Below are 26,165 nucleotides of genomic sequence, written 5' to 3'. Positions count from 1 at the left end.
GAAGGAGACTGGGCGTGGCCTGCCGTTGTGTCACATACGCTGAGCACTGGCGCGGGGCTGACGATGGGACCTGTCCCCCGTGGGCCTGCGCACCTTCCTCACCGACGCCTGGTCGTGGCTGAACTACAAGCCGATGATGGCTGGTACGCATGATGGGCGCCCTCACCGTGCGCTCGCACCGGATCTGCGGGCAACCTGGTTGCCTGACGAGGCGGTTCGTCGCCTGGCGGCGTACAAGCTCTTGGCCGCGTACGACAGCAACCAAGCCGGTGAGCTTGCCAGCTTGGCCGGCAACGAAGCCGCCGCCGAACGGCGGGAGTTCGGGGACCCGTCCGCGTTCGTTGACACTAGCCTCACGCACTTGCTGGGGAAGTCGCAGCAGATCATCGCGCCCGGTGCCGAGCACGCCAAGGACGCGGACGCCACGCCCGAGGCTGTGGCCGCGGCCGCCATGCAGCAGCGGCTACGGGACTGGGCGGAGGCGGAGCTGCTACCCCTGCGGATGCAGGCCGCCGAGCGCAAAGCGGTTCTGCTGGGAGATGCGGTGTACCTGCTGGCGTGGGACCCAGCCAAGGGCCGGGTGACGCTGCGGACATACGACCCGGGCTTCTACTTTCCGGTGCTGGACGACGACGCAGACCCGGGCGACTACCCAACACGGGTCCATCTGGCCTGGGAGATCCCGGAGAACCCCCGGCGGGGGCTCAAGGCCCGGGTGCGGCGGGTCACGTTCGAACTCGGCCCCATCGGCGCTGGTCCAGCCGACCATGAGGTGACACGGCGGTACCCGTGGGCACCAGATCGACCCTCCACGCTCACCTGCTATCTCTCCGATGCCGAATGGGCCGCCGACGATCTGCGCTACGGCCAGACACTCGACGAACTCCCCCTGGACAAAGCCACCTTCCGCACCCGACCGGACGGCCAGGTCCTGAACCGCCTGGACTTGATGATCGACTTCATTCCGGTGGTCCACGTCAGCAACACCGTGGACGACGGGGAACACTTCGGGCAGTCCACGTTGGCGAAGGTCATGCAGGCATTGGATGAACTCGCCGAAACCGACACCGACTCATCCCGCGCCTCAGCTACGACCGGCGCGCCGATCATCGGCCTGGCAGGTGCGCGGGCTGAGGTGGACCGGGTGACCGGCAGGCCCAAGCCGCTGTCCGTGGAGCCAGGCACGATCTTCCAGCTCGCTGACGGTGGGCGCATGGATGTGCTGGACACCTCGGAACAGCTGGCGGAGCTACGTGCCCGGGTGGAGGAAATCCGGGATCGTGCCGCGGTCAACGCCCGGCTGCCCACCGTCAGCTTGGGCACAGTCGATCCCACCGACGTGCCCAGCGGCTACGCCCTCCAGATCAGCCTCGGCCCGCTGGATTCGCTGGTCGACTCGATGCGGCTGGCCCGCGCCCACAAGTACGCGCTGCTACTGAAGATGGTGCAGCGCCTTCACCAGGCGGGCCGCGCTGAGGGCTGGCCGGCCGGCGGCACCCTTGCGGCCCGGCTGGTGTTCGGCCCGCACATGCCGACCGACCGGCAGGCCATCCTCGACGAGGTCGTCAAGGGCGTGAGTGCCGGCGTGTTCTCGCTGGAGACCGGCATCCGCATGCTGCAGGACGCCGGGTACCCCATCGAGGACGCCCGCGAGGAGGTCGCGCGGATCACAGCCCGAGACGTGGCTACGAGTCGAGATCAGGAGGCGCGGCCTCCGTCTTCTTCAGCATCTTGAAGCTCTCACGCTTCTCGGCAACCGGCCGGCGTAGCTCTTCTTCTGTCATGCGCCGCTTGGTGCCGCCGCCCCACTGGTACACGTAGGTGTCTTCGCCCCCGGGGACGTTGTCGATGCGCGTGACGACCAGGCAATCCCCCGCGAAGTCCCCGAACTCCGAGGAGAGCAGCTCACCTTCCCGGGACTGGCGTGCCTGGGCGATCTTCTGGCCGCCCCCGTCGAAGAGGGCGATCTCTTCTTCCGAGGCTCGCGGCACGCACGAGCCGGGCTTCGAGCCCGGGATGGCGTGCTCCCCCGGCGCCACGCTCACCTCGTAGGCGGTGAACGGGCTGCGGTCCACCCACGGTTGCCACACCCACACGGTCACACCAGACGCAGCAGCGAGGACGCTACTGCCGGCCGCCCACCACAGTGCCCGCCTCCTGCGCGACTTCTTCGACCGTGGTAAGCCCACGGAGTCCGTCGATTCAGTCACAGAACCCTCCTTACCTCTCGAAGATGATCATGCCAGGTGTATCCGGCATGCATCGATGTGCACTGTGGTGAGGGCGTGACGTTGGCGTGCGTAGACTCGATCACGGCGCGGGGCCATCGAGGAGCTGCATCTTGATGATCCGCCCCCTGCCGTCTCCCGACCTGGTGCTGGGCTACCGCCGGGATGGCCGCCCGATCCGGCCCATTCTGGGCGCCTCGGCCGACGATCCGTCCAACGATGAGGCCGTGGTCAACGTCAGCCAGAAGCAGCTCAGCACGATGCTGGCTCGGGAGAAGGACCAGGGGGGCCGTGCGGCCGTTCGGGGTCTGGTCGACAGGCTGGGTTTCTCCAGCAGTGCGGAACTGTCCGAATACATCAACGTGCAACGGCAGGTCGAGCAGGAGCGTCTGTCCGCGTTGCAGCGCCGCGAACAGGATCTCGCCGCACGGGAGAAGGCCGCCGTGGCGCGCGAGGCGCAGGCCCTGGCGCGGGAGCGTGATGCCGCGCAGCGGGCGCTTCTGGCAGGCATCGGCGCGACCGGCCGTGATCTCGACGACGCTGTCGCGCTGCTGCGCGTTCCCGAGGATGCGGATGACGACGCGGTCCACGAGGCAGTGGAAGAGCTGAGGACGCGCCGGCCCGAACTGTTCTCCTCGTCCGGCAGCCCGATCCCTCCCGCTCCTGGTGGTGCGCCCGCCTCGGTGCCGCCGCCGCGACCGGCATCGGTCGACCGCCGGCCCGGGGCGGCGGGCGCTGAGATGGCCCGCCGTCGCGGACTGCTCCCTCCCGCCTAATCGGCCGGCCAGCAAGACGGTTTGGGGACCACGCCCCGCGTTTCTCGTGGACCGCGCCACCACCCGGTGAGTGTGCGACCGCATCCCGCATCACCAGGAGGACGGCTTGAGCATTCAGCCGTACACCACCTCCGTGACGGTCACCACCAACCGGGACTGGCTCGCCTCCCGGCATGGCACCGACTCCACGGAATCGATCACCCTCGACCTGACCACGCTCACCAAGAACGCTTACTACGTCGAGCCGACCGCCGCCCAGCCTCACGGCTATGTCCGTTCCGGGGTACCGGTCGGCCGCATCACCGCTTCCGGGCTCTACGGCGCGTACGACGCGGCAGCGAAGGACGGCCGCGAGGTGTTCGCCGGCCTCGTATACGCGGAGGCACCGTTCACGCCCGGCGTCACCAAGGTCCCAGCGGCGCTGTTCTGGCACGGCACAGTGAACACAGCGAAGATCCCCGGGGGCCTTGACCCGACCACGATCACCCCGAACCCGGCCGGGGCGCAGATCCGCTTCCTCGGGGCGGTGAGCGCATGAGCGTCGCCGACCTCCTGAAGAACGTGTCCATCGCCGATCTGACGGTCTACGCCCGGGCCATGCCCAGCCCGGATGACTTCCTGCTCACCAAGACGGTGTTCGCCGAGACCAAGGTGCAGGACGTGAAGTGGCGGGTGCGGCAGAACAAGCGCCGCGTCAACGCCGCCTCCTACCGCGCGTACGACACGAGCGTGCCGTTCGCGAAGCGGCAGGCCGAGTCCACCCAGACCGAGGGCACGCTGCCCGCGCTCGGCCAGAAGCTCCTCGTCGGCGAGATGGAGCAGCTGCTGCTCGACGCCTCCCGCGGCGCCGACGAGGACCGGCTCGTGGAGCTGCTGTACGACGACGTGGAACGCCACGTCGAAGCGATCCGCTCCCGCCTCGAACTCGCCGCTGGCGATGTCCTGTTGGACGGTAAGTTCACCCTTGCCGGGGAAAACGGGCTGGCTGTCGAAGTCGACTACGGGGTGCCGGCCGCGAACATGCCGACCGCACCGAAGCCCTGGTCCGATCCGGACGCGGACCCGATCGCGGACGAGCTGCGCTGGATCGACTACCTGGACTCCATCGGCGCCCCGGTTCCGGAGATGGTCCTCACCAGCCGCAAGGCGTGGTCGCATCTCGCGTCGAACGGGGCCTACAGGGCGGCGTATTACGGCACACCGGCCGGCGGGCAAACGCCGACGGCGACGCTGAACCCGCAGCAGGTCAACTCCGTCCGCGGTAACTACGGGCTGCCCCCCGTGACCTTCTACAAGGCGCAGGTGTGGCAGGACGACGTGTCCAAGCGGGTCCTGCCGGAGGACCGGTGGATCATGCTTCCGCCGGACCGGGCGAAGTGGGGCCAGACCCAGTACGGAACCACCACCGAGTCCCTCGCCCTGTCCCGCGGTACGAACCCGCAGATCGAGAGGGAGGACGGCCCGGGCATCGTCATCACCCGTGACGTCGAGGACGACCCGGTGCAGATCTGGACCAAGGGCGCCGCCGCGGCGATGCCGGTCCTGTACTCGCCGGACTGCCACATCACGGCGACGGTCCTGTGAGCACCACGCCCAAGCCGCTCGGGGTTCTTGCCGCGACGGTGCACGTCCTCGACCCGTCAGAGCGTGTTCCTGTCGTTCTCCCAGCCGGAACCGAAGTCACCGATCCGTCGATCTGCGAGCAGATCACCAACCCGGCGTGCTGGCGGGGCGAGCCCCCGGCCATCACACGGCCGAGTAAGGCTCCCCGAAAGACGAAGGCCGCCCAGGAGTAGCCGTTGCGGCGGGGAGCACCCAGCTCCCCGCCGCTTCCTTGCTAGGAGCATTCCATGAACAGCGAGATCCTGCACTGGCTCCGAGCCCAGCTCGGCCCAGACATCGACCCTGCGGACCTCACCCAGCGATATCAGCGTCTCGGCTCCGCCCGCGCCGTCGTTGCCGAGGTCCTGCACGAGAGGATCACCGCGCTCCTCTCCGACCCGTTGAAGGTCACCGTGAACGGCGTCGCGACCATCGACAACTCCGCGAACGTCGCTGCGCTGGAGCGCAGCATCGCCCAACTCGACCATCAAAGAGCCCCCGACGACGTTCTTCTCGAAGAGTCCAGCCTCAGCGCCATTCCCCTCGTAGCCCGTCCACGACGCTGACAGCAACCGCCGAACGAGCCAGCATTCCGAGACTAAATTTCCGACATCGAGCCTCCCCTGTGAGTCCGGGACCGGCCGATCGACAGCGACAAACCCGCAACGACGGGAAATGTCAGCTTCAGCCTCGAAGCCCCCACGGCGGCGGAGAACTCTCTCCTCGACTCCAAGCGGAAGAGAAGGACGCCGAAGTAACCCCGCGTCGGCGGGGGTAGGCCACCAGAGACCGGCAAAGAGGTCGGGGGCCCGAAGGGGGAAGCCCTGCCCGCCCTCAACGGGGGATTCAGACAGGCAGGGCGGCCAGCGACACAGCCCCTCGCTACCAGCGATAGCAAGCGAGCATGCAGTTGTTGCCCGTGAGGACCCGCCAACTGTGTCACCATCCGTGGTGCTTCGCACATCACAACAGTGATATCTCTTCAGGTCCGGCAAGCTTTGACACCTGCGATCCCACAGCCTCGGGCTCATCGACCTGCCTCCGACCCAGTCGTGATGAGCCGGGGCAGGGGCCTTCGACGGACTAACCCACCTTGCCTGACGTGACGTCACGGCCCCCTGGCCTACAATCGCATGATTCACAGGAGGGGTGCCGCGCGCACGACGTCTGGGGGCAGGAGAGGCATGGCAGCGTCGAGCCTGGAGGCTTTACGGAAAGTGTGCGTTCCGCGGGAGGACGTACTGGAAGGCGGGTTAGCGGACAATCACTTCGCAGCGCAGCTGGACAAGGTGGTTCGCGACGCGGAGCACTATCCGGTGTACGGCGACGCGCAAGCGTTCTTCGCGCAGACCTACCCCACGAGCGGCCTTAAGACGCTGCTCACCAAGACCTTCGGCCGCCTGAGCGGAGCGAAGGGTGTCGCAGGGGAGAATGGCGTTCTTCGCCCCACGACCTCGTTCGGTGGCGGTAAGACTCACGGACTGACCGCCGTCTACCATCTCGCCAAGGGTGCCCGGCCGTCCAACATCGCTGAATTCCTGGACCCGACCCTGCTTCCCGACGGACCGGTCCAAATCGCGGCCCTGGTCGGCGATGCCCTCGACCCCACCGCGGGCGTCGAGACCAACGGCCATCGCACCTACACGATGTGGGGTGAGATGGCCGCGCAGATCGGCGATGGCGCGTTCGCCGTGATGGAGGCGAACGACACTCAACGCACCGCTCCGGGCACCGCCACGATCAAGGCCGCCTTCCGTGGCGAGCCGACGGTGGTGATCGTCGACGAGATCGCCAAGCACCTGCGTGCACTGAGCTCCTCCGGCAGCGAGGACGTACGCCGCATGGCTGGCGCAATACCCGTCTTCCTCGGCAACCTCTTCGAGGTCGCTTCCGACCCGACCAACAAGGTCTCGGTCATCATCACCCTGGCCGCGACCACCAACGCGTTCGGTGCGGAGACCACCGAGATCAGCGAGCTGACCGGCGAGGAGAAGGAGAAGGCCGACGCCGCTAATGCAGCCTCGGTCAAGGCCGCCCAGGAGACTGGTGACGTGCTGGCCCGTGCGGTGCGGCCGAGCGCGGTGATCACGCCAGCCGCTGACAACGAGATCGGTGAGATCCTCAAGAAGCGCATCTTCGCCTCCGTCGACGAGGATGCCGCCAGGGCAGCCGGGGATGCCTACCGGGGTTTATACGAACAGCTCGCCAAGACCGAGCAACTCGCCGGCGGTGCCGAGCAACCGGCTTCCTACGGCGACTTGGTCACCAAGACCTACCCGTTCCACCCTGAGCTGGTTCGTGTCCTCGACAAGCGTCTGGGTAACATCACCGATTTCCAGCGCGCCCGCGGCGCCTTGAAGCTCCTGGCCGAGGTCGTTGCCAACATCTACGCCACCAACGACGACGCAGCGATCATCAACGTCGGCGACATCGACTATTCCAACGAGCCGGTCCTCAACCACCTCACCGACGGCCTCCAGCGCGCCGAGTACGCAAGCGTGGCCAAGGGCGACTTCGCCTCGAAGGCATCCCACGCGGCAGTCGTCGACGCCGAAGTCTTCCCCGGCAAGCCCATCTACGCCACGCGCGTGACCCGCACCGTGTTCACCCACTCCCTGGAAATGGTCTCCACCGCAGGTGCGGGCCGCAACGACTGGCTGGTCGGCACCCTGCGCCCCGGCGAGGGCGCCGCCATTTTCGAGAAGGCGCTCACCGAGTCGGAGAAGGTCTTCTGGCACCTGTCGTACGACGGTGCTCGCTGGCGCTTCAACATCGAGCCTAACGTCAACGCCATCATCGAGACTGAGAAGCGCAACGTCGCCAACACCGCGGTCGCCGCGGAAGTTGACAGCCTGATACAGAAGGCTTTTGCCAATGACGGCGGCGTTACCGCGATCCATTTCCCGTCAGGTCCTGCTGAGATCCCAGATAAGGACGCGCTGCGGGTGGTCGTGCTCGACCACGATGTCGTCACCGTCCATCCGGACCACGCCGACCAGCCGCCGACACAGATCGTGGAGATGCTCGACAAGGTCGGCTCGGTCGGCGCACCGCGCAAGTACCGCAACTCCCTGGTTTTCGCCCTGGCCGACGCTGAGCAGGTCCACGTGCTCAAGGACCGCGCACGTGCCCTGATCGCCTCCAACAGCCTTGCCACCGATACCCACCGGCTGGGTCAGTTCAGCGAGGGAGTCGGCAAGAAGGTCGAAGCCTACGACAAGGAGGCCCGCCTCCAGGCACGCATTGCGGTCACCCGATGCTTCAAGCACATCTACTACCCGGCCGATGAGAAGGCCACCGGCTACCTGCGCCACCGCGAGCTTCCCGCCCAAGCCCAGGGCGACCCGAAGAATTCCACGTCTGCGGTCATCACGCTGCTGACCGACGAGGAGAAGATCCGTACCAGCCCGTTCACTGCGTCCTTCCTGCGCAACCGAACCTGGGCATACAAGGAGGCCACGAGCACAGCCGCGATCGCCGACTACTTCTGGTCCGACCACAAAGCATCCATCGTCCGCAACACCTCTCTGCTGCGTGACGCGATCATCAACGGCGTCAACCACGACGGCTGGGTCTACTACGACTCGGCCAGCGGCAAGGCCTACACAGCGAACAACCAGGCCGGCATGTCGATCACCTTCAGTGCCGACGCCGAGGTCATGACCAAGACCGAGGCACAGAAGCGCGGCCTCCTCGTCCGCAAACCCACCCAGGCGGAACTCCGCTCGGTGCTCACCAGCGACCAGCTCACCGGTGCTGGCCTCCGCTCCCGCCTTGAGGCAGCCTGCGGCGGCGAGCCCTCCAAGACCGACGTCCTCGACCTGCTGGCCACCGCCGTCCAGTCCAGCGAGTACGGCTGGTTCGTCGTCACTGACGCCAAGCCTGCTGCTGGTGTCCGGGCACTCTCCCCCTCAGCCATCAAGGACAAGGGCCTCGACACCCTGCACATTCTGCCCCGCGAGATAGCCGACGAGATGGGCGTCGAGGTTCCCACGCGCACCGCCGCCTCCAAGACCTTCACCGCGAACGGTCCCGGCGGCGCAGCCATGCAGACCCTGCTGGATGCTGTCTCTGACTATGCGATCCGCGCCGTCTCAGCCTTCACTTTGAAGGTGAGCGCGGATGCTGCGTCTGGCGCGAGCGACATCGACCTCGCTGTCGCCTCACTTGGCATGCTGCAGAAGCAGAGCATCACGGTCCGTTCCACCATCCGCGCCGAATACAAGGGGCTCACTGGAGGCGGCATCCAGTTCCAAGGCATCGCCGAGCGTGCCGACTTTCAGATGGCGTATGGCCATGCCAAGAAGGCGCTAACCGCTGCCACCAAAGTCGTCGGCGACGTCACCCTCACTTTCCGATTCGAGCCGGCACTCGACGTCAACGATCCGCAGTTCGCCCAGATCCATGACGTCATCAAAAGCCTCGGCATGAAGAGCACAACGATGACTGCCGAGGTGAGAAAGTGACCGTCCCCGCACGCGCGATGGCTGTACCGCGCCGACGGCTCGATGCCGTCAACGGCGTCCGCGGCTTCCGTCTCATCGTGAAGCCCGGCCGCGGCGAGACCTACGGCCTCACTATCGAGGAGACGTACGGCGAGGTTGGCTCCGTCCTTGCCACGGCCGTCGTCACCCTCACCCCGCAGCAAACGGGCCGCATCGTCGACGCACTCTTCGCAGCCATGAGGCGATCGGGCCACCAGCCGAGCGTGCTGACTTTCACCCGCAAGGCACCCATCCGGCTCGCTGAACCCGACGGCGTACGGCTGGCCCTGATCCTGATGGCCACCCAACCCATCGCCAAGCACGAGCGCGTCCGCGCGCTCGTCGCCGGCCTCAACGGCATGAGCACCGAAGAGACCTACTACTGGTACTCCAAGTGCATCAGCGTCGATGCCAAACGCGCCCGCAAGGCCCTCCGCACCCTTCTCTCTGACGACTGAAAGAGCCCGCCTTGAGTAGCACCAAGCCGCGCGTCCTCATCGAGGACTGGCTCCCCGTCGCCGAGCTCGGCATCGAGTCACGCCGTGAAGCGGCCCCCATCCCCGGCCAGTTTCCGAAGCTGAAAGCGTTGCACGTGTGGTGGGCTCGCCGTCCGCTGGTGGCGTCGGCCGCAGTCGTGTTGGCAGGCATACTTCCTGCATGGACCCGGCAACTGGGCGACGCCTTTCCTGGCCATCCGGAATTATCGAACCCGGCAGCCTTCAAACAATGGGTCCTGAAGTTGGTCGGGATCTGGGGTGACCCCATTGCCGCACGCCGGCGGATTGCCGCCGCCACCGAGCGAGGGGAGAAGCTGGGTGCTGCGGCATACGGGTACCGCCCAGCCTTCAAGAACTTACCGAACAATGACGACATAGCACTTCTCCACGAAGTACTGCGTCACACCTGGGGTGGATCCCTGCCGTTGGTGGCGGACCCAACCGCAGGCGGTGGATCCATTCCCTTCGTCACGGCTCGGCTCGGCCTTCCTACCGCAGCGAATGACCTCAACGCCGTAGCCGCCACCGTTCTGAAGGCTGGGGTCGAGATCCCCGTTCGTTTCGGCCACGAGTTGACGCCTGAACTCGAAAAATACGGGCACCGTTGGCGTCGCAGGGTGGAAGAGCAGCTTGGCAATTTCTTCGTCTACGAAGAGGGCGAGAAGTACCTCACCTACATCTGGGCGAATGCCGTCCGCTGCCCCCGCACGGGTGGTCTCGTGCCGCTCATTACCGATCAGTGGCTGGACAAGGCCAAGGGGCGAGAGACGGCCGTACGGATCGTCGTGCACGACCCAAACGGCAACCTCCTGAACGAGCCCATCTTCGAGATCGCTCGGGGCGACGAGATCGACTTCGACCCGTCTGCCGGGCTCATGACTGGTGGCATCGCCCGCAGCCCTTATGACGACCTCGCGATTGATGACGCTTACATCAAGGCCGAGGCTGGGTCAGGTCGGTTTGAGCAGGTTCTGTACGCGGTCTACTACCGCAAGACTGACCGTAGCAAGGGGTATCGGGCGCCCAGCAGTGAGGACGCGGCTTGCCTCGAACGCGCCAGTGACTACCTCGGAAAACATCGGGCTGGCTGGGAGGCGACCGGCTGTCTCCCGACAGAGGAGATCCCCGAGATCTCGAACTATGACCGCGGCCACCGCATGTACGGGATCACCAGGTGGACAGAGATGTTCACGGAGCGCCAGTTGGTCGTCCACGCGGTCTTCGCAGAAGAATTGCAACGTCTCCTGACGGAGGCAGAAGAGGACCTTGGGCAGGAGAAGGCTTATGCGCTTCTGACGGTGCTCGGGATGATCCAAGCCAAGGCGCTGAACTACAATGCCCGTCAGACATCTTGGGACGTAGGTAGGCAGAAGACGCGGAGTGTCTTCGAGAAACATAATTTCACGTTCCGCTGGACCTTCGCCGAGTTCCAGGGCTCGCACGAACTTCCCTCGTTCGCACTAAACCAGGTACTTGACTCATACGGCCAATTGGTCACTCTGGTCGGGCACGTGTCGCCTGAATCCTTGGTTGAGTCTCAAGTTCAAACGCCGGTCATGGTGACTCAGGGATCCGCGGCCCATCTCAGCGCGCTGGCGTCAGGGAGTGTCTCCCACCTGTGTATGGACCCGCCCTACTATGACAACGTCATGTACGCAGAGCTCTCTGATTTCTTCTACGTCTGGGAGAAAGCGACGCTCGGTCGTCTTTACCCAGACTTCTTCGTCGACACGGAGACCGACAAGGAGAACGAGGCGATCGCCAATTTCGCGCGTTTCGTCGCGTTCGGGCGGAGGAAGAAGCAGCTCGCGGATGCGGACTACACGGCGAAGATGACTGCAATCTTTGCGGAGTGTAATCGTGTCCTGCGTGAGGGCGGCGTCATGACCGTGATGTTCACACACAAGAAGGCTGAGGCGTGGGACGCGCTGGGCACCGCCATCATCGACGCAGGTTTCACTATCGAGACTTCCTGGCCTGTAAATACCGAGCCGGAAACATCGTCCCATCAGAAAAACAAGAACGCAGCGAACAGCACCATCATGCTCACTTGCAGGAAGCGCGAACAAGCTGAGAGCAATGGACCGATCTACCTCGAAGACGTCGAGGCTGAGATCCGGAGTGCAGCGCGCGATGCCGTGCTTCGGTTTGAGAACGACGGCATCGGCGGCGTCGACCTCCTGCTCTCAACCTATGGACCAACGCTATCTGTTATCTCGCGTCACTGGCCCGTGTACTCCTCGACGCCGGATGAGAACGGGCGCGACCAACTTCTTCGGCCCGAGGACGCCCTATCCCTGGCTAGGGAAGAGATCGTCGACCTTCGCCGGGCAAGGCTCATTGGACAAGGTGCGAGGACCGACACGCTGACCGACTTTGTCCTCCTCGCTTGGGACACCTTCGCGGCCAGGGAGTTTCCGTACGACACAGCCCGTCTGCTTGCACTCGCAGTGGGTGGCCTCGATGTGGACAAGCTTGAGCGCGCGAAGCTCCTCAAAAAGGGATCTGGCACGGTCAAGCTTCTGGCACCAAGGGAGCGAGTGCGGCGTGGTGCAGAGAGCAATCTTCCCGGAGTACGTCCAGACGCAGAGTCCTTCACGAACGTCATCGACGCAGTCGACACGGCCCTCTACATAGCTGAGCACGACGATTGGCCAGCAACCAAGAGGTTCCTCGACAAGCACGGCTACACCAGCGACGCAGGATTCAACGCCGTGCTCCAGGGCCTTGTCAACGCGATCCCTCGGACGAAGGTCAAGGGCGCTTGGGCGGTGCCCGAGGCGGGTCACCTCGACACGATGTGCACGCTCTATTTCCCTGACGTGACCTTGCCCGAGGCCACCGACCTGGCCATGGAGGACGACAACAAGCCCGACGCGCTCTTCGAAATGGAGTGAGGTTGGCTGAGCACGACGACGCCCTGTTACCCGGTGCCGTCGCCAAGCTGGCGGCACCGGCACAGGATGGTCTCTTCGATCACGACGCTGCCACGGCTAAGGACTCGTTCCGCAGCGTCCAGCTGAAGCCGATGTACTCTCCCGACGACGCACCGTTCGAGGCGTTCTACGAGCCGCTGTTGTCCCGTGCGGTTGCCTACGACCGCGCGGTCGGGTACTGGTCCGGTGCCGAGTTGCAGTTCGCCGCACAGGGTACGGCGTACTTCATCGCCGGTGGCGGGGTGATGCGACTCATCGTCGGCGCCCAGCTCGGCAAGAAGGACGTTGACGCGGTGCTCTCCGGCAGCCCACTCAACGATGTGGTCGCCGAACGTCTACTGGCTGACCCTGGCCTAGAGGGCATGAGGATCGTGCAGAGCGACCACCTCAGCGTGCTGGCCTGGATGGTCGCCAACGACCGGCTCCACATCCGGGTCGGCATTCCAGTCGACAAGCACGGCCGACTGCTCACCCATCAGGAGTCGGGCCGCTACTTCCACACCAAGTACGGCATCTTCACGGACCGTTACGGCCAAAAGGTAGCATTCAGCGGCTCCAACAACGCCTCGGTCACCGCATGGGTGAAGAACCACGAGACCTTCGACGCCTACCGCTCCTGGCGTACCGAGTCCTGGGAGGACTACGGCAAGTCCAAAGAGCGAGCCTTCGAGCAGCACTGGCGCGCCAACCCCGACCAGGGTTGGGCGATCATCGACCTGCCCACCGCGGTCCGCGAGCACTTGATAGAGCACGCCCCCGACGCTCCGCCGTTCCCCTTCAACACGCCATTACCGCAGCCGAGGCATGGAGAGGCCGATCACAAGGCGCTGCCTGTCGACAACGCCCCCGATATCCAGGCAGCCTGGGACGAGTTGGTAGGCCTCCGCGATGCGCCGAAAGCGTCCGCATGGACCGGCGTAGGTACGGCGTGGGCTCAACCGCTGCCGCACCAGGCCGAGGTAATCGACCGGGTGGTGTCGACGTACCCGCGCGGCTATCTCTTCGCCGACGAGGTCGGTCTTGGCAAGACCGTCGAGGCAGGCATGGTGCTACGCGAGCTTTTTACCTCCGGCCGGGCGAAGAAGGCGCTGCTGCTGGTGCCAGCCTCGGTGATGAAACAGTGGCAGGAGGAACTCCACGAGAAGATGAACCTCGACGTCGCCCGCTACCACAAGGGTTGCTTCGTCGACCGGTTCGACCAGCCCATCGCGACCGGTCCGAAGGCGAACCCGTGGTCAGCCTTCCCGATCGTGCTCGCCTCCTCCCACCTCGCTCGCCGCCGCAGTCGCCGTACCGAGATCCTTGAAGCCGGACCGTGGGATGTCGTCCTCGTCGATGAGGCCCATCACGCTCGCCGGCGCGGCTCCAAAGCGACCGATACACCCAACTCCCTGCTCGCGCTGCTCCAGGAGATGAAAAAACGCGACCTGTGGCGTGCGATCTACCTCGCTTCGGCGACCCCGATGCAGATGTATCCCCACGAGGCATGGGACCTCATCGAGCTACTCGGGCTGCCGGGTAAGTGGGGTGAGCAGGCGTTCTTCTTCACGCAGTACTTCACCTACCTCGGAGACCCGCCTGAGAGGCGCAGCTGGAAACTCATCTGCGACATGCTGGAGGACTACTTCTCCGACCCGCTCGCCGAGCACGACTACGAGCTGGAGCAGCAGGTCAACGACGTACTCGGATGGGCCGACGCGTTCACGGTGACCGGGATGGCCGGCAATCCGCCCTCGCCTGACCTCAGGGCGCAGTTCCCCAATGCCACCTCCGAGTGGATGGATAAGTGGGCTCGCAGGCACACCCCGATGCGCGATCGGGTCTTCCGCAACACCCGCAAGACCATGCGGGCTTACCAGGCGGCAGGCATCATTCCGGCCTCGGTCATCATCCCGCATCGGCACGTCACGGACGAGTTCATTCGCCTGACACCGAACGAGCGGAAGCTGTATGAGCGCATTGAGGAGTACATCCGCCGCCACTACAACGCTTACAAGTCCGACAAGTCAACCAAGGCTCTCGGCTTCATCATGACCGTCTACCGGCGCCGGCTGACCTCATCCTTCGAAGCGATTAAGCGGTCCCTGCAACGCCGCCTCGATGTACTTGAGCAGGGCAAGAGCCTCGCCGATCTCCTCACCGATGACGACGGCGCGGACCTGGAGAACTCTCTCTTCGACCCTGAGACCTTCGACGTCAGTGCCGACCGCCTCAGGGAAGAGATCGTCGAGCTCCGCTCCTTCCTCAACGACCTGGGCGACATATCTGGCGAGGACACCAAGGCCAAGAAGCTCGTCGAGGACCTGGCCGAGTCGTTCAAGACGTATGACTCCTCGGTGGTCTTCACTCAGTACGCCGACACCATGGACTACGTCCGCGAGCGACTCCTGGCCGCCGGGTACCACAGGCTCGGGTGCTACTCCGGCCGCGGCGGCGAGATCTACGATCCCGTAACAAGGGAGTGGATCCCAGTCACCAAGGCCGAGATCAAGACCCGATTCCGAAACCGCGATGTCGAGGTCTTGATCGGCACCGACTCGATGAGCGAGGGCCTCAACCTGCAGACGTCAGGTCGCCTCATCAATTACGACATGCCCTGGAACCTGATGCGCGTCGAGCAGCGCATCGGCCGTATCGACCGCATCGGCGCCGCCTACGAGCGCCTCCAGATCAGCAACTATTTCTACGAAGACACCGTCGAGGAGCAGGTCTACACGGGCATCAAGGAGAACTACGACGACTTCACCAACATCCTCGGCGGCGCTGCCCCCGTCCTCGGCACCGTCGAGAAGGCCATCGAAGAACTCGTCCTCGCCGCGAACCTCAGCGACGAAGCCATCGCCAGCGAGATCGCCGGCATTCGAACCCAGATCGACGACGTCCACAACCAGCCCGTCACCACCGATGACCTCGGCACCCCCAACCAAGACATCACCATCAAGCCCCCGCCGGACCTGGTCGGAGACATCACCCCGTCAGACCTTGCCACCAAGCTCACGAACAACCTCCTCTCAGGCCGCTGCCTAACCCCAGACGACGGGCGCCCCGGCATCTACAGCCTGACCCTTCCGCGTGACGACGCCCGTGTGTCCTTCGGACGTTCCGACGGAGCGACGTCCGTCGAGTGCTACTTGGGGCAGCCATCCACGACCTCAGTCCCCGTGACGTTCGACCGCGACATCTGGGACACCAGTAGCGACAGCGACCTCGTCTTCCTGACCTATGGGACACCCGAATTGGGCTCCCTCCTACCCGCCGAACCCGGTGAGTGAGCCTTTTCCAAGCTGGCGGTGCTGACCGTGTGCTGGACACGCATGCGCGACGACGAAGCTCCTGGTAGACGGGTTCTCGACCAAGATCACCCGTGTCTGCCAGGAGCTTCGCGTGCTTGTCTACCCATCCTCGGTCGATCTGTCCAATCGCACCCTGCGGTTCCTGACCGGGCGGCTGAAGGCCAGGCGGCAGGAGATCGGGACGCGTTGGCGGCGTCTTCCCGCCTCGAGACAGGCCCTGCTCGCCCTGGCTCACCTGCGGTGTGGTGACACCTACGCCCAGCTGGCCGCCGGGTTCGGCATCGGGGTCGCGACTGTCTACCGCTACATACGTGAGGCCGTCGACGCCCTGGCCGCCCTCGCCCCGTCCCTGGCCGAGGCGATGCGGACGATCCGGACGAAGGCGTTCGTCATCCTCGACGGCACCCTGCTGCCGATCGACCGCATCGCCGCCGACACCCCCTATTACTCCGGGAAGTACAAGCGCCACGGCATGAACGTGCAGGTCCTCGCCGATCCGCTCGGGCGGCTGCTCTGGGCCTCGCCGGCTCTGCCCGGGTCGGCTCACGACCTGACCGCCGCGCGACAGCACGGGATCATCGAAGCCCTCACCGAAGCGGGGCTCAGATGTTGGGCGGACAAGGCGTATCAGGGCGCTGGCGGTTCCGTCCGCGTACCGTTTCGGGGCCGGCGCCTCAAGCGGTGGAAGCGCCGCCACAACTCCACCCACGCCAAGATCCGCTGTCTCGGCGAGCAGGCCATGGCCACCCTCAAGGGGTGGCGCCTCCTGCGGAAGCTCCGCTGCAGCACCAACCGAATCACCGACGTGGTGAAGGCCGTCCTCGTCCTTCATCTCGCATCAACGTGAGGTTGGAAAAGGCTCAAGGCATTTGGGGCGATCAAGCGGCGTGTAGCAAAGTGGACCGCCGCCATCGAGGCACACCGCCATCTCGACAAAGACCCGATTCCTCCTCTGTCTGTGGAGTGGTCCTGTGAGCCCACCTGGGAGAATTGGACCGCGGCTCGACAGATTGAGACTGTGCCATTTGCTCGCACACCAATCCGCGACGTAGCTCAGGGCCGTATCTCGACAACCAGTTACCCGCTGGCATGAGCAGGGCCATGAACGTACTCGGAGTCTCTGCGTACTTCCACGACAGCGCCGCCTGCCTGATCCGCGACGGCGAAATCGTCGCAGCTGCCCCGGAAGAGGCCTTCACGCGGCGCAAGCACGACCAGTCCTTCCCTTCACAAGCTGCGCAGTGGTGCCTGCAGTCCGCCGGCATCGAGTGGTCAGATATTGACTGGTTCGCCTACTACGAGTTGCCCTTGCTCAAGATGCGTAGGGTGCTTGCGTCAGCCGCAGCAACCGGACAACAGGACGTGATTCGCGGAACAGACCTCTGGGCACGGCTCAACGTCAGCAGCAGGCGCGATGTCGGAGCGATGTTCCCTCCAGGCCGGCGCCACGGGCGCGTGCTCGCGGTAGAACATCATCTGTCTCACGCAGCCTCTGCGTTCTTCCCAAGCCCTTTCGACGAGGCTGCGGTCGTGACCATTGATGGCATCGGTGAGTACACGACGACATCGGTCAGTCTTGGCCGGGATCACACTCTCACCCCCCTGCGACGACAGGCGTTCCCTCACTCCCTGGGGCTGTTCTACTCAGCCTTCACTCACTATTGCGGATTTCGCGTAAACAGCGGCGAGTACAAGCTCATGGGCCTCGCCCCCTACGGCACACCACGCTATAGCTCGCTGATCGAAGAGCGGATCATCCGGATCTCGAAGGACGGCTCGTTCCGGCTGAACATGGAATACTTCGACTTTCTGAGCCCTTCCTCCCAGCGGTTGTCCTCGGATCCACTAGAGGAATTGCTGGGCCGCCCTCGCCGCTCCGAAGAGACCGATATCGACGAGTTCTATGCCGATGTTGCAGCGTCGACTCAGGCCACCTTCGAGAAGGCGGTCGTTCGAATCACTCGCTACGCACGATCGCTAACAGGGGCAAGGAACCTGTGCCTGGCGGGCGGTGGTGCGCTCAACTGCGTTGCGAATAGCAAGATTCAGGCCGAGAGCGGCTTTGAAGGGATCTGGGTTCAGCCAGCGTCAAGCGATGCCGGCGGATCTCTCGGCGCTGCTTCGTATGTTTGGCACCAGCGGCTGTCGAACCCACGTCGGCCTGAGGGGAGGGACGCCATGCAGAGTTCGCTCCTCGGCCCGTCATTCGGCAACGGGACCGTCCGTAGCTACCTCGACAGCATTGGCGCCCAGTACAACCAGGTCGATCACGAGGAACTGGTTCGCACCGCAGCCGATCTGCTTGCCGACGGGAAGATCGTCGCATGGTTCCAGGGAAGGCAGGAGTTTGGCCCTCGGGCGCTCGGCAGTCGGTCCATTCTCGGGGATCCAAGATCACCGTCTCTGCAGAGGCATCTCAATTTGGCAGTGAAGAATCGGGAATCGTTCCGGCCGTTCGCGCCCGCGGTACCTGTTGAGGATGCGAAGGACTACTTCGAGGCTCCCACCGACTCGCCCTACATGCTGTTCGTGGCGCCAGTCAGGAAGGACCTTCGCGTGCCGGTATCCGGTAAGGACAGCGGCGTCCGGCCCGAGGAGCGTGTCAGGCAGGTCCGTAGCGTTCTGCCGGCCATCACTCATGTTGACCATTCGGCGCGCCTTCAGACAGTCGACCGCGCCACCCATCCACTGTTCTGGGATCTGCTGCGCGCATTCGGCTCCATAACAGGAACCCCTGTGCTAGTGAACACATCCTTCAACGTCAGAGGTGAACCCGTAGTCTGCACTCCCGAAGATGCCGTGAAGACGTTTCTTCGCACAGAGATTGACTTCCTGTGCATTGGAGACAACATTCTCGATCGCCGGAAGCAGTCTGCCGTCAGCATCACCATCTCCCCTGTCGCGGAACTGGATTGAGCGGCGGATCATGAGACCTCTCGATATGTACTATCAGGCACTCTCGTTCATAGCACCCCGCACGCCGCTGGTGCGCTCAAGAATCCTGAACGCTGCTCTGCATGGGATTCCCTACACCCGCCTCAGGAAGCCGCACCTCGGCATGTTTCAGCCGGATTCCATGCTTGGCTGGTCACACCTGAAGGGAGTTGAGGCCGTCCATCCCTCGTTTGAGTTCCGTGTGCGATACAAGATCGACGGATCCGGCAGGCGTGAGACTGGCCACTCCGGGAGTTCATCAGAGGTTGCGATCCTGGGCTGCTCTTGGGCATTTGGGCACGGAGTCAACGACAATGAGACTTTCGCTGCTCGATTGTTCAGGGAACAGGGCATATCTGTTCACAATTACGCATGCATGGGCTATGGGCCCGCACAGGGCTATCTCCAGTTACTTCACCGAGTGGACCTGAAGCAGGTCGTGGCGAATGGCGGCGTCGTTGCGTACGTTTGGGTGCCTGACCAACTCGTGAGAGCTTGGCGCCGGCTGGAGTGGATCGTCCTGAACTCGTGGGTAAATCCACACGGGCCCAGCCACCCCGTGTTTGACCTCGACAATCAGGGGCTCCGGCATATTGGACTCGTTGGGCGTGAAGGAGCCAGAGTCGACCCGCCTCTTCTGCCGGGAGTTGTCGAGCGGACCGAGTGGCGAATAACCGCCCTGCTCATTGGGGCGATGCATGAACTGGTCACTGCGACTGGGCGGCAGTTCATGGTGGTGGTGCCTCCTCTCCCTGATCGGAAGCAGGACCAAGCCGCTGGACAGAAACTAGTGGCACTCCTGCGGGAGAGCGGAGTGCCCTGTACAGACATGAGCCACGAGGCAAATACAGGGCGTAGCGATCGCAGCTCGATGTTCTACCGATTCGACGAACACCCGACTGCCATCTGGCATGCAGCCGTAGCCGATTCCTTGGCGAAGGCAATCCTCAAAGTTACCGCTGTACAAGAGAGTTGAGGCAAAGGATCCCATGATGAACTCATCGGCTGTCATCAATCTCGAGCCGGCACGCCGCCTCGTGGACCGGCACTTGGCGCACTCGGCTCCGTTCGAAGTCGCCATGGACTCTCTGAACCTGACCATCTTCCCTGGAGTGTTCTGCCCTGCGTACACCAAGACCAGCGCGTTCCTCGCGAAAAATGTTCAGGTTGACCCCGGGGAGACTGTCCTCGATGTCTTCAGTGGATCCGGTTATCAAGGATTGCTGACCGCACAGACTGCCGCCAAGGTGGTTTGCGTCGACAGCTCCCCCGAGGCAGTCCGCTGTGCCATGGCCAACGCCGAGAGCCAGCAGGTGTCTGACAAAGTCACTGCCCTGGTAGGTGACCTCTTTGATCCGGTGACCGAGCGGTACGACGTCGTCATCGGGAACCCCCCGCTGCTCCCTGGTATGCCGGCCAATGCAATTGAAGCAGCGATCTTTGATCCCGAGCTCATCCACTCCAAGAGGTTCCTTGAGCAGGTCGGTGACTACCTCACCGACCGGGGGCGGGCGTACCTGATCGCCACCGATGCCCATCAGGACATGGGGATCCTCGACGTCGTCACGTACAGCGAGGAGTGCGGCCTCAACGCGTCGGCCATCGCACGCCTGCCGCTTCCCTACGAGACTTACACGGTCTACCGGGTCAGCTCACCGAGGTCGCACTGATGGCGCGCATCATTGCCACTGCCGAGAACTTTGCCTTCGGCCCCGCAGGCAAGCTCGTCACAGTTGCGGAGAGGCTCTCACGCCAGGGGCATCAGCTCACATTCGTCGGGTACGGCACAGCCTTCCAGCTCGCTCGGCGTTCCGGCTTTTGGGAGGATGTGGTAGAGCGAGATACCGACGGGGAGAGCTTCCAGCGATACTGCGAGAATTCTCTTCGCAGCTTCGACCTCCTTCTCTCCTGTGTAGATCGGTCGAGTGCAGAAATGGCCAAGGGTCAGGACGTCCCTGTCGTCTGGCTCGATCCTCTCTCCTGGTGGTGGGACGAGCTGCCGGACTGGGTCTCCGATCTCGACCTGCGGATCACGCAACGTACCATTGGCGCAGAACCATCAGAGCACGCGCCTCAACAGCGCAGCAATCATGTCGTTGTGGGACCGATAGTCGGGTCGATTCCTCGCCTGGAAAATGCTCTAAGCGCCACTGACCTGCTCGTCAATTTTGGCGGCGGAGAAGCAGCAGGATGGTACAAGTTGGGCAAGGACACCAACTACCCCTATTTGGTGGTTGAATCCCTGCATTCACACGTAGACCTGACGAAATTCAGCTCGGTCACCATCACTGGCGGCGAACGGTTTGTGTCTGAATGTAGACGACGGTGGCCTGCCAGCCGATACTCATTCGAGTGTCTCGGGCATCAGGACTTTCTGGAACGACTCGCATCTTCCTGCGCCTTCCTCACCGTTCCAGGGCTTGAGGCGCCCCTGGAAGCGTGGTCTGCCGGCATCCCCACACTTTTCCTGCCCCCTTCCAACAGCAGCCAGTACGTTCAACTCGACGAGTACCGAAGGCAGGGGGTTGCTGCCGCAAGTATCCACCTTAGGGATCACCTGCCCGGCCTGGACCTGATGCAACTTCCGCTGCGGGAACGCTCAGCGCGCTTCCTGGAGCAGCTGGGCGGGTTCGAAGAAGACTCGGACATCCGGCGGTCTTGGCGCAAGCAACTCGAAGCCATGCTGAACGACACACGTACATGGCCTCAGTTGGTAAGCGACGCCCATGCATTCATCGATCAGCTTGGCCGGAATGGCCTTGAAGACTGCGTCGAGGCCATCGAAGCCCTACTACGCCGGAAGGGTTCTGAATCATGCGTGTATTCCTAGCAGGCATCATCCAGGGCGCTCGTACTGATGACGGGATACACAACCAGGGATACCGCAAGGAGATCCGTGATGCCGTATCGGCCGCCTACCCAGAGGCCCAGTTCGTCGATCCTCACGAGGAGAACCTTGGCCGACTGGAGTGGTCACGAGATCTCCAGAGGGAGATGTTCCTCCGCTACGTGACGGAGGCAGGACGGTGCGATGCCCTCGTCGCTTGGCTCCCCGAGCCAAGCATGGGCACATCGGTCGAGATGTACGAGGCCTACCGAATGGGCGTTCCTGTATTCACGATCAGCCCCATGGAGGGGACTTGGGCAGTCTTCTCGCTCGCAACTCGAACTTTTCCAGATCTTGAAGCGTTCTCGGCGTTCGTTCGCAGTTCAGAATTCGCCGAGTTGATGCTCTCTCCCCGATGAAGGGGTACCTCCAAGGTGGGTGGCGTGAATGAATGAAATCATCAACCACTGCGCGGACTGGCAGTGGAATGTCAATTTCTGGTCGAAGCAGGACAGCCCCGCTGCCGCGATCAATCACTTCCTGGCGCGTCAGCACACAGGCGCAACTGAACACTCTGATCGGCCCTTTGCATGGCTGTGCTACGGGCAGCGAGGCGATGCGACCGCAGTGGCCGCCTACCGTGCATGCCGTGACTCGATGGGGGACGAAGGGCTGTTTACAGCCGTACTCAAAGCCCACGGACACCGGAAGGCAGACCTTGCGGAAGCCGCGGTGCATCTGGAGTGGCAGGCGCACAACCATCCCCTCTCCCTGACAACAGGATGGGATGCCTGGCAGGCCGGCGCCAGCGGTGCCATCGAGGCCATGTTCCAGATACTGCTTGGCCAGAGCCACAATGGGAGTGCCTGCCAGCTGTACCGGGCGTGCTTCGACGAGAACCCTGCTGCGTTCTTCGAGGTGGTCAGCATCCACGTGGCACAGCTCAAAGTGGGTGGGCACGACCACCCATATCTCCACGGTGCCATACCGAACGCTTCTGTCCTGCGCGATCAGGTCCCGACTGGCGGGGACGATCGCACGAGTCGAAGGGGCTGCTGAGTGCAGAACTCACCACGGGTGGATGTCATTGTCCCGTACGGGCATTCAACGAGTCAGCCGGAGCGGCAGGAGAACCTCCAGCAGGTCCTGGAGAGCCTGCAGAGCGACCTTGAGTACGGCAACTGCCGGGTGGTTCTTGCCGAGTTGGGGAAGCAGGCCACTCAACGGGCCCTGGCTCGGAGCCTGACGACTGACTACGTCTTCACCAGCACAGATGAGGAGTTCTCACCAGGCCGGGCGATGAACGCAGGCTTCCTCAACCGGCAGCGTGCGGCTGATCTGGTGTACTTCCACCAGGCTGACTTCCTCGTCGCCCCTGACGTCCTTGGCCGAGCGGTGCAGCTGATGCTGCGACTGGACTGTCCGTTCGTCTACCCCTACTGGGGAGAAGTTCATCTATCGCGGATGATGAGCGAGGCCGTGCGCTGCTCCGCGGTGCAGCCGGGACAGCTCTTCGACGTCCTTCAACGGTGCGTCGCACAGCGACGCACCGTTGAAGGTTCGGAACGGGCCACCTCAGACGCGTACGACGAAGTCGCCCTGAGCAGTGATGAGTTGGATTCACTCGTCAACTCTCTCCCGGCGAATCTTCGTCGAGACATCTCCGAGGCCGACCACGTCCGGTTGTGGGGGTCGGATGACCGCTCCTACGCGCCCTACCGTTGGCGCCCGGAGGAGACTCTCGCCGCCAGTCTCTGCCGGATCAGCGGAGGGCCGCGGGCCAGCGCCGCCTATCTCTGCTCCGATGCCGCGTTCCGCCAGGCCGGCGGGGTCCCAGAGCTTCCTGGATGGGGATATGAGGATCTCATCTTCTGGCACACGGTCCAGGCCTTCCACCCTTACACGGGGGACCGCAGCGGAATCTCCTTCAAGGAGAGCGTCATCACGATGAACTATCCGCTCATTCATCTTTGGCATCCCGTAAGTGGACGACCTGACTACTACGCCGCAACGGAAAGAAACGAGCGGATCTTTCATGAGTTCCGCGCCCGTACCGCTGAAGAGCAACGCGCTGGCGTAAGGGCGTTGCCGCCCCGCGGCTAGGAATCCTAGAAACCCCAAGCAACGGAGGCGGGGGCAGGAATGGAAAGCTCGTTAAAAGTAGACCTGAACACCCTCACGCCTATCGGGCGATCCTCCTATATAGGGTTGCTGAAATCTACAGGGCGGCAGGTCAAGGTAATTCTCGTCAAGGGCTCAGAGGTGCTGCCACTTCAAGAGGCAGCTGCGCTGCGCCGGAAGCTCGTTGAGGGGTTAGCCGGCAAGGTTGGCTTGCCGGTTCCGTTTCCCGCCGAGATCCATTCCGGGCCGTGCATATTCGAAGGCTCTGCCGCATGGGCCTTCGTCAACTCGTACGTCCCAGGATCGGATCTCACCAGTATCGTCCGACGGCTCGCACCTGGCCAGGACTCAGAACTCGTGCACGAGCTTGGACAAGCCACGGGTGTGTCCCTCGCGGTCTTGCACAGCGCGTCCCAGCCTTTGACCAAAGCCCGGCACAAAGAAGATGACGGATCCGTTGATCAGGAAATCTTCTGGAGAGAGAAGGTACTCACCAGACAAGAGCTCCTCGCACGCCGAGTACGCGAGGCTAGCAAGATCACAGCATTGGATGACCGCCACATACGGAGGGCCCGCTCACTGGCTGGCGCGTTCACCAACCGTTTCAGGGCTACGGACCATCACGCCGCCGATGAAACACTGGGCTGTTTGATCCACACGGATCTTCACGGCGGAAATGTAATTCTGGATACCGGTGCGCCATCAGAAGCCAGAATCGCTTCGTTCATCGATGACCAGCTAACAGTTGGCGATAGCGAGTACGACATTGCCAGCATCCAGAACTGGGCGTTCGAAGTTATGGATGATCAATCCTTCACAACATTCGTCCACGGACTTGAAATCGGATACAGGAGCCTCATTCCGCGCTACGCCACGCGGAATTCAAGTCTACTCCTCTACCTCACCGACCGATCGCTCGGACGGCTGGCCTACTATGCGCGATCTTCCCCGAAGTGGGTCGAACCATACGGATCGGAGCGCCTGGTCCGCCATCTCGACCTTCTCGACAAGATTGCCAGCACAACGACCTCCCCCGACAGCTTCACCGATCCTTTCACAACCGTTAGGAGACTGGCTACATGAATGAGGTCCCCCTTGATGGTGCCGTTAAGGCGGCCACTGGTGCACTCGTCGCTGAAGCCCAGGTGGCACAGTTCCAAGAGGAGGGCTATTGCGTACTGCCTGCCATCGTTCCTGAATCGTTGATGGAGCTGCTTGACGAGGAATGCGAGCAGGCCATCGGCAACGTACACAGCGAAATGGACGCCAAAGGCGCGGACGTCCTGGGCGGCAGTCGGCGAGGATTGCAGTACACACCCGGTGGCTGCCGGAACGCACAGCCGCGGCTCCGCGAGTTCCTGTTCAGCGATCTGCTCCGGGGGATCTGCGGGCAACTGAACGGACCTGAATCATATCTGATATGGGATCAGTTCTCCGTGAAGATGGGCACCAAGGGCACACATGAAGGGAGTGCTCGCTTCGAGAACGACGGAAGCCCCCAGTCTCTCGGCTACTTTTCGTGGCATCAGGATTCGGGCTACGTGCCCCTGGACCACGCCCCGTACCTCTCCTGCTGGGTTGCGCTGGACGACGTCACGGCCGAGAACGGCCCTCTCCGGGTCATCCCCTTCTCAGAGCTCGGCGTTCGCACACGAGTCACACACACGCCAGACCCTCTCAATGGTGACCTGGTGGGGTACTTCGGGAGCCTTCCGGGTGTACCCATCGAGGTCCCCAGGGGCAGCCTGATCTGCTTCAGCAGCACCCTGTTCCACACAAGCTCGACGAACGACACCAGTTCCCCTAGGCGCGCCTACTTGGCTCAATACTCGTCAACCACCAGTGCAGCCAGTGGGAACGTTCTGTGGCGAGATGCCGAACGCGTCCCCTAGTCATCCCCTCCTGGCCCGATGCCTGTGCGGAAGAAGGAAGCGCATGAACCAGTCCCCCTCGGACCCCGTGGACGAGAGGTCGCTCGATGCCGCTGTGCTCCGGAAGGTGTGGCCACAGTTCCACGACGTTGAACTCGCCGGTACCCGGAGACTCAAGGGGCGTAGCCACCGGGTCTACGAGTGCACTGACGTACGTGGAGGCGCTGTTGTGGCCCGTCTCTCCACTCCACAACGTGCCCGATTCAACATCGAGGCCTCTCTCGTTCAGCGATGCCGCAACGCCGGCATCCCCGTCCCAGCGATCAGATACGTCGGTAGCGAGGACGTCGTGGACGGAGCCGTCTCGATCATGGTGCAGGACAGAGTGGTGGGCGAGACTCTCAGAGAGCATGCGAGGCGAGTCGGGCCGGAGGGTGCCAGTGGCGCGGTGCGACAGGCCGGCGAGGTTCTAGTAGTGCTTGGTCAGGTTGGTATCGGTTCTGGCATGTCGCGGTGGCAGGTGGGGCAGGCGCCGGTCCAGAGCGCGAGGAGTAACTGCAGTTCGCGTGCGACCTGGTAGAGGCTCAGGCCGGCGC

20 protein-coding genes are annotated in these 26,165 nt (G+C 63.5%); 19 read left to right on the top strand and 1 reads right to left on the bottom strand.

Translation table 11 applies throughout. The features are described from left to right. Positions 1 to 79 precede the first annotated feature (79 nt). Positions 80 to 1,735 carry a hypothetical protein gene (locus tag ACLJT4_RS39015; RefSeq protein WP_411129800.1) on the top strand — a complete coding sequence of 552 codons (1,656 nt, stop codon included), beginning with the start codon at positions 80 to 82 and terminating at the stop codon, positions 1,733 to 1,735. Here ACLJT4_RS39015 and ACLJT4_RS39010 read toward each other — a convergent pair. Beyond that, positions 1,686 to 2,210, bottom strand: a complete 525-nt coding sequence (locus ACLJT4_RS39010; protein WP_411129799.1) for a hypothetical protein — start codon at positions 2,208 to 2,210, stop codon at positions 1,686 to 1,688. The two genes, ACLJT4_RS39015 and ACLJT4_RS39010, sit on opposite strands and share 50 nt — an antisense overlap. Positions 2,211 to 2,344: 134 nt before the next feature. Here ACLJT4_RS39010 and ACLJT4_RS39005 point away from each other — a divergent pair, with 134 nt between their 5' ends. The 18 genes from ACLJT4_RS39005 (at position 2,345) to ACLJT4_RS38920 (ending at position 25,590) form a co-directional block, all read left to right on the top strand. Beyond that, a complete protein-coding gene (locus tag ACLJT4_RS39005) occupies positions 2,345 to 3,004 on the top strand; it encodes a hypothetical protein (RefSeq protein WP_411129798.1) in 660 nt (219 codons plus the stop codon). 106 nt (positions 3,005 to 3,110) lie between these two features. Continuing rightward, on the top strand, positions 3,111 to 3,542 hold the full coding sequence (locus tag ACLJT4_RS39000) for a head decoration protein (RefSeq protein WP_411129797.1): 432 nt from the start codon (positions 3,111 to 3,113) through the stop codon (positions 3,540 to 3,542). Beyond that, entirely contained in the window at positions 3,539 to 4,588 is a 1,050-nt protein-coding gene (locus tag ACLJT4_RS38995) for a major capsid protein (protein ID WP_411129796.1), read from the top strand. Before ACLJT4_RS39000 ends, ACLJT4_RS38995 begins: the two co-directional genes overlap by 4 nt. Positions 4,589 to 4,854: 266 nt before the next feature. Continuing rightward, on the top strand, positions 4,855 to 5,172 hold the full coding sequence (locus ACLJT4_RS38990; protein WP_411129795.1) for a hypothetical protein: 318 nt from the start codon (positions 4,855 to 4,857) through the stop codon (positions 5,170 to 5,172). Between the two features lie 618 nt (positions 5,173 to 5,790). Further along, positions 5,791 to 9,072 carry an ATP-binding protein gene (locus tag ACLJT4_RS38985; protein WP_411129794.1) on the top strand — a complete coding sequence of 1,094 codons (3,282 nt, stop codon included), beginning with the start codon at positions 5,791 to 5,793 and terminating at the stop codon, positions 9,070 to 9,072. Then, positions 9,069 to 9,548, top strand: a complete 480-nt coding sequence (locus ACLJT4_RS38980; RefSeq protein WP_411129793.1) for a hypothetical protein — start codon at positions 9,069 to 9,071, stop codon at positions 9,546 to 9,548. Before ACLJT4_RS38985 ends, ACLJT4_RS38980 begins: the two co-directional genes overlap by 4 nt. An 11-nt stretch (positions 9,549 to 9,559) precedes the next feature. Continuing rightward, positions 9,560 to 12,484 carry a DUF1156 domain-containing protein gene (locus tag ACLJT4_RS38975; RefSeq protein ID WP_411129792.1) on the top strand — a complete coding sequence of 975 codons (2,925 nt, stop codon included), beginning with the start codon at positions 9,560 to 9,562 and terminating at the stop codon, positions 12,482 to 12,484. 2 nt (positions 12,485 to 12,486) lie between these two features. Then, entirely contained in the window at positions 12,487 to 15,795 is a 3,309-nt protein-coding gene (locus tag ACLJT4_RS38970; RefSeq protein ID WP_411129791.1) for a DEAD/DEAH box helicase, read from the top strand. A gap of 112 nt (positions 15,796 to 15,907) precedes the next feature. Further along, complete coding sequence (locus ACLJT4_RS38965) at positions 15,908 to 16,663, top strand: transposase family protein (protein ID WP_411129790.1); 756 nt, start codon at positions 15,908 to 15,910, stop codon at positions 16,661 to 16,663. Between the two features lie 254 nt (positions 16,664 to 16,917). Further along, positions 16,918 to 18,732: a carbamoyltransferase gene (locus tag ACLJT4_RS38960; RefSeq protein ID WP_411129789.1), complete on the top strand. Its 1,815-nt coding sequence runs from the start codon at positions 16,918 to 16,920 to the stop codon at positions 18,730 to 18,732. 10 nt (positions 18,733 to 18,742) lie between these two features. After that, on the top strand, positions 18,743 to 19,726 hold the full coding sequence (locus tag ACLJT4_RS38955; protein ID WP_411129788.1) for a hypothetical protein: 984 nt from the start codon (positions 18,743 to 18,745) through the stop codon (positions 19,724 to 19,726). A gap of 13 nt (positions 19,727 to 19,739) precedes the next feature. Beyond that, positions 19,740 to 20,420, top strand: a complete 681-nt coding sequence (locus ACLJT4_RS38950; RefSeq protein ID WP_411129787.1) for a methyltransferase — start codon at positions 19,740 to 19,742, stop codon at positions 20,418 to 20,420. Next, positions 20,420 to 21,580: a hypothetical protein gene (locus tag ACLJT4_RS38945; RefSeq protein ID WP_411129786.1), complete on the top strand. Its 1,161-nt coding sequence runs from the start codon at positions 20,420 to 20,422 to the stop codon at positions 21,578 to 21,580. The genes ACLJT4_RS38950 and ACLJT4_RS38945 overlap by 1 nt, the downstream gene beginning before the upstream one ends. After that, complete coding sequence (locus tag ACLJT4_RS38940) at positions 21,565 to 21,996, top strand: hypothetical protein (RefSeq protein WP_411129785.1); 432 nt, start codon at positions 21,565 to 21,567, stop codon at positions 21,994 to 21,996. The genes ACLJT4_RS38945 and ACLJT4_RS38940 overlap by 16 nt, the downstream gene beginning before the upstream one ends. Positions 21,997 to 22,024: 28 nt before the next feature. Continuing rightward, positions 22,025 to 22,636 carry a hypothetical protein gene (locus tag ACLJT4_RS38935; protein ID WP_411129784.1) on the top strand — a complete coding sequence of 204 codons (612 nt, stop codon included), beginning with the start codon at positions 22,025 to 22,027 and terminating at the stop codon, positions 22,634 to 22,636. Further along, positions 22,637 to 23,680, top strand: a complete 1,044-nt coding sequence (locus ACLJT4_RS38930) for a hypothetical protein (RefSeq protein ID WP_411129783.1) — start codon at positions 22,637 to 22,639, stop codon at positions 23,678 to 23,680. Positions 23,681 to 23,719: 39 nt separating this feature from the next. After that, positions 23,720 to 24,781, top strand: coding sequence for a phosphotransferase family protein (locus ACLJT4_RS38925; protein WP_411129782.1), 1,062 nt, complete (start codon positions 23,720 to 23,722; stop codon positions 24,779 to 24,781). Further along, positions 24,778 to 25,590 (top strand): phytanoyl-CoA dioxygenase family protein, encoded by an 813-nt coding sequence (locus ACLJT4_RS38920; RefSeq protein WP_411129781.1) that lies wholly within the window; start codon positions 24,778 to 24,780, stop codon positions 25,588 to 25,590. The genes ACLJT4_RS38925 and ACLJT4_RS38920 overlap by 4 nt, the downstream gene beginning before the upstream one ends. The last annotated feature ends 575 nt before the right edge of the window (positions 25,591 to 26,165 follow it).

Origin of the sequence: Streptomyces sp. x-19 (genome assembly GCF_046549115.1) — a bacterium.
Taxonomy (GTDB): Bacteria; Actinomycetota; Actinomycetes; order Streptomycetales; family Streptomycetaceae; genus Streptomyces; species Streptomyces albulus_C.
This window is presented reverse-complemented; position numbering and strand designations above follow the sequence as displayed.

Bases quoted from the DNA above. Each gene is read 5' to 3' on its own strand.
- ACLJT4_RS39005 (WP_411129798.1), top strand. From the start codon at position 2,345: ATGATCCGCCCCCTGCCGTCTCCCGACCTGGTGCTGGGCTACCGCCGG.
- ACLJT4_RS38995 (WP_411129796.1), top strand. From the start codon at position 3,539: ATGAGCGTCGCCGACCTCCTGAAGAACGTGTCCATCGCCGATCTGACG.
- ACLJT4_RS38990 (WP_411129795.1), top strand. From the start codon at position 4,855: ATGAACAGCGAGATCCTGCACTGGCTCCGAGCCCAGCTCGGCCCAGAC.
- ACLJT4_RS38985 (WP_411129794.1), top strand. From the start codon at position 5,791: ATGGCAGCGTCGAGCCTGGAGGCTTTACGGAAAGTGTGCGTTCCGCGG.
- ACLJT4_RS38960 (WP_411129789.1), top strand. From the start codon at position 16,918: ATGAACGTACTCGGAGTCTCTGCGTACTTCCACGACAGCGCCGCCTGC.
- ACLJT4_RS38955 (WP_411129788.1), top strand. From the start codon at position 18,743: ATGAGACCTCTCGATATGTACTATCAGGCACTCTCGTTCATAGCACCC.
- ACLJT4_RS38950 (WP_411129787.1), top strand. From the start codon at position 19,740: ATGATGAACTCATCGGCTGTCATCAATCTCGAGCCGGCACGCCGCCTC.
- ACLJT4_RS38945 (WP_411129786.1), top strand. From the start codon at position 20,420: ATGGCGCGCATCATTGCCACTGCCGAGAACTTTGCCTTCGGCCCCGCA.
- ACLJT4_RS38940 (WP_411129785.1), top strand. From the start codon at position 21,565: ATGCGTGTATTCCTAGCAGGCATCATCCAGGGCGCTCGTACTGATGAC.
- ACLJT4_RS38935 (WP_411129784.1), top strand. From the start codon at position 22,025: ATGAATGAAATCATCAACCACTGCGCGGACTGGCAGTGGAATGTCAAT.
- ACLJT4_RS38925 (WP_411129782.1), top strand. From the start codon at position 23,720: ATGGAAAGCTCGTTAAAAGTAGACCTGAACACCCTCACGCCTATCGGG.
- ACLJT4_RS38920 (WP_411129781.1), top strand. From the start codon at position 24,778: ATGAATGAGGTCCCCCTTGATGGTGCCGTTAAGGCGGCCACTGGTGCA.